Raw genomic sequence first — 8,863 nt, forward strand, 5'->3', positions numbered from 1 at the left:
GTTGATTAGCAAGCGGAATCATTTCTCTGAACATTATATGCCCTCCTTCAACAAATCTTTAATTTTCTAAAAATATAGATAACTGGTATGGACGAACAAAAATTAATCATTTATAATAAAAAGTATACAAAATGTTTAATAATATTCTTGTTTTATTAATTAAAGGGAAGGTGTTTGCTATTATTACTTACGATACACAAAAGAAGAATCAATTATTGGAAGCTGACTCACTCAATTATCCTTATCCATCGCAACGTAATGTGATGTACAGCCAAAAAGGAATGGTTGCTACTTCTCAACCATTAGCTGCACAAGCAGGTTTGCAAATTTTAAAAGAAGGCGGCAATGCAATTGATGCAGCAATTGCAACGGCTGCTTGTTTAACGGTCGTTGAACCAACTTCAAATGGAATTGGTTCGGATGCCTTTGCTCTCGTGTGGGTGAAAGATAAGCTACATGGATTGAATGCGAGCGGACAAGCTCCGGAATTATTAACAGCGGATGCAGTGAAAGGAGCCGGCCACGAAAAGGAATTGCCTAAGTATGGCTTAATCCCCGTTACTGTACCTGGTGCACCGGGTGCTTGGGCTGAACTTGCGAAAAAATTTGGAAATCTACCGTTATCTAAGACGCTTGCACCGGCTATTGATTATGCAGAAAATGGTTTCCCGCTTTCTCCAACACTCGCAAAATATTGGAAGAAGGGATTTGAGACTTTTTCTAAAGTGGGTAAAGGTGAAGAATTTGCTGGATGGTTTAACACATTTGCACCAGACGGGAAGCCTCCTAAAGCAGGTGATATTTGGAAGTCTCCGGGACATRCTGACACATTAAGAAAGATTGCTGAAACGAATGCGGACGCATTTTATAAAGGAGAACTAGCAGATAAAATGGATGCATTCTCTAAAGAGCACGGTGGATTTCTGCGTAAAAGTGACTTAGAAGCTTATGAACCGGAATGGGTTGATCCTATTAGTGTGAATTACCGTGGGTACGATGTATGGGAAATTCCACCGAATGGGCAAGGGCTTATCGCTCTTCATGCTTTGAACGTCTTAAAAGGTTACGACTTCAAAGGAAAAGATGAAGTAGATACGTATCATAAGCAAATTGAAGCAATGAAACTAGCATTCACAGATGGGCTGAAATACATCACAGATCCTAAATCTATGTCGGTGTCTGTGGAGCAAATTTTGTCTGAAGAGTATGCAGAGAGCAAAAGAGCACTAATTGATGAGGAAGCTCTTACTCCAGAAGCTGGGGAACCTCAAAAAGGCGGTACGGTTTACTTAGCTGCAGCTGATGGGGAAGGCAATATGATTTCATTTATTCAAAGTAACTATATGGGCTTTGGTTCAGGTGTAGTTGTTCCTGGAACGGGCATCTCGCTTCAGAATCGAGGCAATAACTTCTCGCTAGACCCTGAGCATGATAACTACCTGGAGCCAGGAAAGAAAACATACCATACCATTATTCCTGGTTTCTTAACAAAAGACGGGGAAGCAGTTGGGCCGTTTGGTGTGATGGGTGGATTTATGCAGCCGCAAGGCCATGTTCAAGTGGTGATGAATACGGTTGATTTCCATTTGAATCCACAAGCCGCATTAGATGCTCCTCGCTGGCTATGGACGAATGATAAGWCTGTTGAAGTSGAGCCGCACTTCCCAGATCATATTGCCAAGGCCTTGCAGCGTAAAGGGCATAACATTAAACGTAGTGTAGATGAAGGTGGCTTTGGCCGCGGTCAGATCATTTGGAGAAATAATGATACCGGTGTACTATGCGGGGGAACTGAGCCGCGTACAGATGGTGAAGTAGCAACTTGGYAATAAAAAGAGGGGTGTATCATTCATATGAATGGTACACCTTTTTTTGTCTATAACCAACATAAAAAAAGATCCTGCATGTGCAGGATCTTCTAAAGCTTAAGACCACTTCTACTCTTAAAACGACGCAGGAGAATATGGCTTTCTACTCGGGTAATGCCTTTTAAAGCATATAGTTCTTCGTTCGTAAAATGTTCAAGCTCTTCAAAGTCGTCGACAAGGACATGCATATGTAAGGTGCTTGGTCCGGTCATTTGATAACAGCTTGYTACCGTAGGGTTCTCTGCAAGTGCTTCTGCTACCTGGACAAGGTGAGTAGGTTCGCAATCAACTTCAAAGAAAGCTGAGACTTTCTTTCCTACTTTATCGGAGTTGATAATGACACTGAACTTCTCAATCACTTCTTCTGCCATCAACTGATTGATTCTCTCGCGAATGGCTACTCTTGAGAGGTTAAGTTCCTTTGCAATATCAACATAAGACATGCGACCATTTTCGACTAATAATTGAAGGATTTTCTTGTCAGTAGCGTCAATTTTCATTTTTTTCACCACGTATTCAGTTTATCATGCTGAGTTWATTATAACGAAAATGCTAGATTACGTCATGTTAAACTTTTAGAGACGGATCTTCAGGTAGCTGTTCTGCTTTAATTTTCTTATTGTAACGATAGTTTGTGTAAAGGGCATAGCCAATAGATGCTACCGTTAAGAAAATTAAGGTTCCTGAAATCGGTCTGCTAATAAATAGCATTGGATCTGGATTTGTTTCTAGTGCACGACGCAGATTTTCCTCAGTCATAGGTCCTAAAATAACGCCAAGAACAAATGCTGCGAGTGAGAAGTCGGTTTTCTTTAATAGGTAACCAATCACCCCGAATAAAAGAAGAACCCAAATATCAAACACTCGGTTATTAATGGCAAAGCTTCCTAGAGCACATAATGTAATAACGATCGGAAGCAGGTAGTGAAGTGGCACATCATTTATACGTAAAAACGCACGGATTCCAAAGGTTTGAATGATTAGCATAAAAAATGCCGAGATAAAAAAGGATAAGAAAATACCATTTGCAAGAACGGGTTGGGTCGTCAAAAAGAAAGGTCCTGGTTGAATGCCGTGAATCAGTAAAGCACCCATCATCATCGCGGTTACAGCACTTCCTGGAATCCCTAAAGCAAGAGTTGGAATCAGTGCTCCACCCTCAGATGAGTTATTAGCCGTCTCAGCTGCAATAACTCCGTCCTTCGTCCCTTTTCCAAATTTTTCTGGGTGTTTAGATGTTTTCTTTGCAATGTCATAACTTAATAGGTTAGCAATAGATGATCCAGCACCGGGCAAAGCCCCAACGATCGTTCCGATGATCGATGAACGCACGACATTCACAATGGATGAAAACATATCTTTAATTGTTTTACCAATGGGATAAGATAGACTGACTTTTTTATCGAAATCAAAGGTTTGTCTATTCTTATTTTGAACTTCTGAAAGCAACTGAGAAAATGCAAAAATACCGATTAAAATAGGAAGGAAGTCAAAACCCCCAAGCATTTCGACGGCTCCAAACGTAAAGCGTTCCGTGCCAAGTACAGGATCAAGCCCGATTGTACCGACGAACATCCCAATTAACCCTGCTGCTATCCCTTTTAATAGATTGCCTTGTCCAAGACTGGCGATTGCACTTAAGCCAAAGACCATTAAACTAAAGAACTCCCACGGTCCAAATCGTAATGCCCAGCCCGCAAGCATTGGAGCTGCAAGAACGAGAATCACCCCACCGATAATGGCTCCGAAAAACGATGACCATAATCCAATGGCTAACGCTCGCCCTGGTTGTCCAGATTTAGTCATCGGATAACCATCAAACGTGGTAGCTACAGCAGATGGTGTTCCCGGAATCCCTAGTAGACAAGCAGAAATGAGACCTCCAGATGCCCCGCCAATCCATACCCCCATCATAAGAGCGATCCCTTGCAGAGGTTCTAACCCAAAACTAAATGGGAGTGTCAGAGCAACTGCCATCGTAATGGTAAAGCCAGGGATAGAGCCAAAGATAATCCCTGCTAATACTCCAATAAACATGAGGAGTAATGTATCCCATTGTAAGATTGCTTCTAGACTTAACAGTAGATTCTCCATGACATTACTCCTTATTTAAAAAATTCCTCTTGGTAAATACACTTGGAGTAGCTTTTCGAAAATAAAAAATAAAACAAAAGCAGTCACAAACATACCCCCGAAAGAGAGGACATGCTGCTTAGTTGTACGCTTTTTCCAAGTAAGTAAAAGATAGATACTAAACATAAATAATGCAGAACTCAAAATGAAACCTAAAACGTTGATAAGTAAAATATAAACGCCAAAAATTCCAAATATCACCCATACAATTACAGGGCTTTTCTCATCAGGCTTTATTTCTTTTTCCTTCATATCTTTTGCTTTAGCAGCTCTAGTAAAAGTATTAATAAACATGACCACTGCAAGAATAGCAATAAAGCCTAAAAGGAAACGGGGAAAGAAGGTAGCTCCTAACCCCGCGCTTAAATTTGATGTCCGAATTGAGTTGCTTTCAAAATAGAAGAAAGCACAAACTAGCAAGAGTACGATACTGGTTAAACGATCTTTTTTTATCATAAGCAAGGACACCTCTCGTCTTAATCCGAATCCAATTAGTCTATAACTCCATGACGCTCTAACATTTCAGCAAGGTAATCATTGCTCGTTTCTAAATACTCGCTGTATTCATCATGTGGCTTGTACACGACCTCAACGCCCATCTCCTCCATTTGTGCAATGAATTCAGGATTTTCTGCCACTCGACCAATGGCATCACTCATAATCTCGACAATCTCTTGTGGCGTGTCTTTTGGAAAGAAGTATCCACGATTTGTCGCGTTCACAGCATCAATGCCTTGTTCAATAAGAGTCGGAACATCCGGTAGCGATGGGTTTCTCTCTGGTGAAGAGATACCAAGAAGCTTCAACTGCTCGGCTTTTATATACTCTTGAGCTGCAGGAACTGTTGTAGCTCCTAAGTCGACATGATTTCCCAATAGAGCAGTCGTACGTTGAGATGTTCCTTCATAGTTCACGATATTGAATTTCACATCTGCTGCATCTTCAATACCTAAAGGAAGAGTATGACTTGTTGACCCAAAAGCTGCCCCAAAGCTAATCGAACCAGGGTCATCTTTTAATTGTTCGACAACATCTTCCATTGAATCCCAATCATTTTGAACACTCGTTGCAATAATTTGAGACGCACTTGTTAACAAAGCGACTGGCTCAAAGTCAAAATAAGAGAAAGACGTGTTTCCCATTAATTCAGAAAGGCCAATCGAATCATGTCCAGCTAAAAGTGTATAACCATCAGGATCTTCATTCAGTGCTTCCTGAGCCCCGATGCTTCCACCACCGCCGCCGATATTCGTTACGACAAAGTTAACGCCGTCCAATTCATCACTTAAATATTCGTTCGTAATACGGTTAATTACATCTGTGTCTCCCCCAGCACCCCAAGGAACAATCATATTGATCGTTTGGGTAGGGTAGTCAATGGAGCTTTCGTTATCGGTTGGTTCTGCTGCCTCATCAGCTACCTCTCCTGAGCTCTCATTGCTTCCACAAGCTACGAGTAAAGATAGTAAAAGAATTCCAAATAAAAACAGTGATTTTCTGACCATTAGTCATCTCTCCTTCATAAAATAATATATTTTGTTTGAATTGAATCAATCAGTTGAACATGATGTAAGGTTTTGTGTCAAATTGATTCCGTTTTGTATAATGAGCATTATAGGTTACAATTTCTACGATGTCTAGTGAATTTATTAAATTTTTCGAAAAAATATAAAATTAAATGTATTTATCATAAGTAAAGGTACAAGGAGTTTAAAAAAACATTTGTAAATTAAATAGATATTATATACAATCAGACATATTTAATTTTTTAATATTATTAGACATTTTGAACTTGGAGGTGAGGTAATGTTTTGGAAGACTCAACTAGATATCTTTATTGCTTTCTTTAGATCCGGGATTCTCGGATATGGAGGTGGGCCATCCACAATACCGCTTGTTCATAAAGAAGTAGTTGGGCATTTTAAGTGGATGACAGATGAGGAGTTTGCGGATGTTCTGGCTATAGGTAATACACTGCCAGGTCCGATCGCAACAAAGATGGCTGGACACATTGGCTATCAAGTTGGTGGGATTGTAGGTTTGCTTAATGCAATTGTGGCAACCGTACTTCCAACCGTGGTTGGGATGATTGCTTTGATTGGCGTTTTATCTAATTATCGTGACTCAAGTGTTGTAGCTGGTATGACCCAAGCGGTTACACCGGTTGTTGGGATTATGATGATTGTGATGACGTACCAATTTCTAAAACAATCCAAAAAAGGGATTGGGTTAACTCAGACCCTTGTACTAGCTGTTATTAGTGCGGTGGCTTTTGAATTAATAGGGATCCATCCTGCTTTGGTGATTGGAGTGTTATTAATCTATGGATTAGTAATGGGTGGAAAGAGACGTGAAGAACAAAAAGAAACGAAAAAAAGAAATGTTTCTGGATAGGGTGAATTGAAATGATCTATGTTGAAATCTTTATTGCATTTTTTATTCCCGGAATCGTTGGATATGGAGGGGGACCTGCTTCTATTCCACTTATACAAACTGAAGTTGTCGATCGGTATGGCTGGTTAACGGTAAGTGAGTTTGGAGAATTACTTGYGATTGCAAATGCCCTGCCAGGCCCTATTGCGACGAAAATGGCTGGACATATTGGCTATGAGGTCGGAGGTGTCTTTGGTTCGTTTGTGGCGCTTTTTGCCACAGTTGCCCCGTCTTTAATTGCGATGCTGTTCTTAGTTGGACTGTTATATAAATTTAAAAATTCACCGAGAGTAAAGAAAATGACTAGTCTTATTCGTCCGACGATCGCTATTCTCTTAGGGGTATTAGCGATTCAGTTTTTTACTACTTCATGKGCGTCTGCTGGAATGGTTCAAACGATTATCATTGCTTTAGTGAGCCTGCTTCTTTTAGAAAAGCTTAAAGTACATCCAGCTCTCGTAATCATAGGAGCCCTTCTCTATGGGGCAGCCTTTTTAGGATGAACTAAAAAATCGCACTCTTGCTATGCAGCTAGAGTGCTTTTTTATATGTAGATAACCCTGAAATTAATTTTAATTTAATTATTTTTCAGAAAATTACTTGTCTAATCGTAAGTGTCTAAGTATAATAACTAATCAAAAGGAAAGTTAAATTAGCTTTATAAAAACATTATGTTCGTATTATTGAGAGTGGGGTGTCTATGTTTATTGAAAATAGAATAAATAAGTTGCGTAATGTTATGAATCAAGAACAATTAGACGTCGTAATCATCCTATCAAAAGAAAATCGTCGTTACTTCTCTAGTTTTACTGGAACGAGTGGTTCACTACTTATTACAAAAAGTGACTTACTCTTACTAACGGATTTTAGGTATGTGGAACAAGCAAAAGATCAGGCGCCATTATTTGAAGTCAAACAGCATACTGGCGTTTTACAAGATGCTTTAGGAAAACAATTGAAAGAAATGAACGTTCGTCATGTAGGAATCGAGGATTCACTTACGGTTGGATTCCTAGATGGAGTCAAAAAAGAAACAACGACTTGTGAGTATCATTCAATAGAGTCTGAAATTAATGAGATACGTAAGATTAAAGACGAAGATGAAATTCAGAAAATTAAAAAAGGTGTCGAGTTATGTGATCTTGCTTTTAATCACATCTTGAGCTTTATCAAGCCAGGCTTAAGTGAAAAGGAAATAGGTCTTGAGCTTGAATATGTGATGAAGAAAAATGGGGCTGAAGGGATCAAGGCGAACCATGTAATCGCTTCAGGAGAAAGATCCGCTCTCCCACATGGGGCCGCTACGAATCGAATCGTAAACGCTGGTGAGTTTGTCAAAATGGACATTGGTGCAGTCGTTGATGGGTATTTCTCAGACTTTACCCGAACCGTTGTGATTGGTGAACCAAGTGATAAGCAGCTAGAGATTTATGAAATTGTCTATAAGGCCCAAGAAGAAGCTCTCAACTATATTGGTCCTGGAAAAGTATGTAGTGAGGTTGATGAAGTGGCACGTTCCATCATTCGAGAAGCGGGCTATGGTGGGAATTTTGGCCATAGTCTAGGACATGCACTTGGCCTACATATTCATGAGAAACCAGCTATGAGGTCCACTGACAAATCAGTGTTAGAGCCTGGCATGGTTATTACTGTTGAACCTGGTATTTACCTTCCGGGATGGGGTGGGGTTCGAATCGAAGACCTCATCATCATCCGAGAAGACGGATATGAAAATGCTACAAAATCAACAAAAGAACTGCAAGTGATTGATCCACAATAAAAGGAGTGAGCAGATTGAAGAAAATGAAAAGTTGGTTAACGGCCGTTTTAATTAGTAGCTTGGTTCTTGCGGGTTGTGCAAGTGAACCTAATTCAGGTGAAGTAGAAGCAGGAGATGAAGGGAATGGTGAAGGACAAACAGGTGGAACGTTAAATGTTGCCGTCTTATCTGATGCTACTCATCTCGATCCGCATCATGGAGCAGATATTCCTTCAGCAAATGTTTACCACGGTAAAATTTTTGAAACGCTCGTTACTCAAGATCAGGACATGGAAATTCAACCAGGTCTAGCCCAAGAGTGGGAAAGAGTCGATGATTTAACTTGGACATTTACCTTAAGAGAAGATGTAACGTTCCATGATGGTACACCGTTTACTGCTGATGCTGTTAAGTCTACTCTTGAACGTGTCCTTGATCCCGAAGTAGGGTCAACACGTGCTTCCTTATTTGAAATGATTACAGATATTGAGGTTGTAAGCGATTATGAGGTGAAGATTGTAACAGAATATCCGTTTTCCCCTCTATTATCGAACCTTGCCCACTATTCTGGAGGAATCATTAGTCCAGAAGCAATTGAAGCAGATTATAATGGTACACCATTAACAGATAACCCAATTGGTACGGGGCCATTAACATTTGAATCATGGAC

9 protein-coding genes are annotated in these 8,863 nt (G+C 40.1%); 5 read left to right on the plus strand and 4 right to left on the minus strand.

Features of this window, described 5'->3' with window-relative positions; translation table 11 throughout:
• Window positions 1–263: 263 nt before the first annotated feature.
• Window positions 264–1,832, plus strand: a complete 1,569-nt coding sequence (locus AB685_RS23725; protein ID WP_047973059.1) for a gamma-glutamyltransferase family protein — start codon at window positions 264–266, stop codon at window positions 1,830–1,832.
• A gap of 86 nt (window positions 1,833–1,918) precedes the next feature.
• Here the strand turns inward: AB685_RS23725 and AB685_RS23730 are convergent, their stop codons facing one another.
• The 4 genes from AB685_RS23730 to AB685_RS23745 form a co-directional block, all read right to left on the minus strand.
• On the minus strand, window positions 1,919–2,368 hold the full coding sequence (locus AB685_RS23730) for an Lrp/AsnC family transcriptional regulator (RefSeq protein ID WP_047973052.1): 450 nt from the start codon (window positions 2,366–2,368) through the stop codon (window positions 1,919–1,921).
• A 67-nt stretch (window positions 2,369–2,435) separates the two neighbouring features.
• Window positions 2,436–3,962 carry a tripartite tricarboxylate transporter permease gene (locus AB685_RS23735; RefSeq protein ID WP_047973053.1) on the minus strand — a complete coding sequence of 509 codons (1,527 nt, stop codon included), beginning with the start codon at window positions 3,960–3,962 and terminating at the stop codon, window positions 2,436–2,438.
• A gap of 15 nt (window positions 3,963–3,977) precedes the next feature.
• A complete protein-coding gene (locus AB685_RS23740) occupies window positions 3,978–4,457 on the minus strand; it encodes a tripartite tricarboxylate transporter TctB family protein (RefSeq protein ID WP_047973054.1) in 480 nt (159 codons plus the stop codon).
• A 35-nt stretch (window positions 4,458–4,492) separates the two neighbouring features.
• Window positions 4,493–5,506 (minus strand): tripartite tricarboxylate transporter substrate binding protein, encoded by a 1,014-nt coding sequence (locus AB685_RS23745; RefSeq protein WP_047973055.1) that lies wholly within the window; start codon window positions 5,504–5,506, stop codon window positions 4,493–4,495.
• A gap of 301 nt (window positions 5,507–5,807) precedes the next feature.
• Between AB685_RS23745 and AB685_RS23750 the strand changes: the two genes are divergently transcribed.
• The 4 genes from AB685_RS23750 to AB685_RS23765 form a co-directional block, all read left to right on the plus strand.
• Window positions 5,808–6,395, plus strand: coding sequence for a chromate transporter (locus AB685_RS23750; RefSeq protein ID WP_047973056.1), 588 nt, complete (start codon window positions 5,808–5,810; stop codon window positions 6,393–6,395).
• Between the two features lie 11 nt (window positions 6,396–6,406).
• Window positions 6,407–6,937, plus strand: coding sequence for a chromate transporter (locus AB685_RS23755; protein ID WP_047973057.1), 531 nt, complete (start codon window positions 6,407–6,409; stop codon window positions 6,935–6,937).
• A 197-nt stretch (window positions 6,938–7,134) separates the two neighbouring features.
• Window positions 7,135–8,214 carry a Xaa-Pro peptidase family protein gene (locus AB685_RS23760; RefSeq protein ID WP_047973058.1) on the plus strand — a complete coding sequence of 360 codons (1,080 nt, stop codon included), beginning with the start codon at window positions 7,135–7,137 and terminating at the stop codon, window positions 8,212–8,214.
• A gap of 23 nt (window positions 8,215–8,237) precedes the next feature.
• Window positions 8,238–8,863, plus strand: a 626-nt coding sequence (locus AB685_RS23765; RefSeq protein WP_047973060.1) for an ABC transporter substrate-binding protein, incomplete at its 3' end; no start/stop codon positions are given.

Source organism: Bacillus sp. LL01, assembly GCF_001037965.1.

Bases quoted from the DNA above. Each gene is read 5' to 3' on its own strand.
- AB685_RS23735 (WP_047973053.1), bottom strand. From the start codon at position 3,962: ATGGAGAATCTACTGTTAAGTCTAGAAGCAATCTTACAATGGGATACA.
- AB685_RS23740 (WP_047973054.1), bottom strand. From the start codon at position 4,457: ATGATAAAAAAAGATCGTTTAACCAGTATCGTACTCTTGCTAGTTTGT.
- AB685_RS23745 (WP_047973055.1), bottom strand. From the start codon at position 5,506: ATGGTCAGAAAATCACTGTTTTTATTTGGAATTCTTTTACTATCTTTA.
- AB685_RS23750 (WP_047973056.1), top strand. From the start codon at position 5,808: ATGTTTTGGAAGACTCAACTAGATATCTTTATTGCTTTCTTTAGATCC.
- AB685_RS23760 (WP_047973058.1), top strand. From the start codon at position 7,135: ATGTTTATTGAAAATAGAATAAATAAGTTGCGTAATGTTATGAATCAA.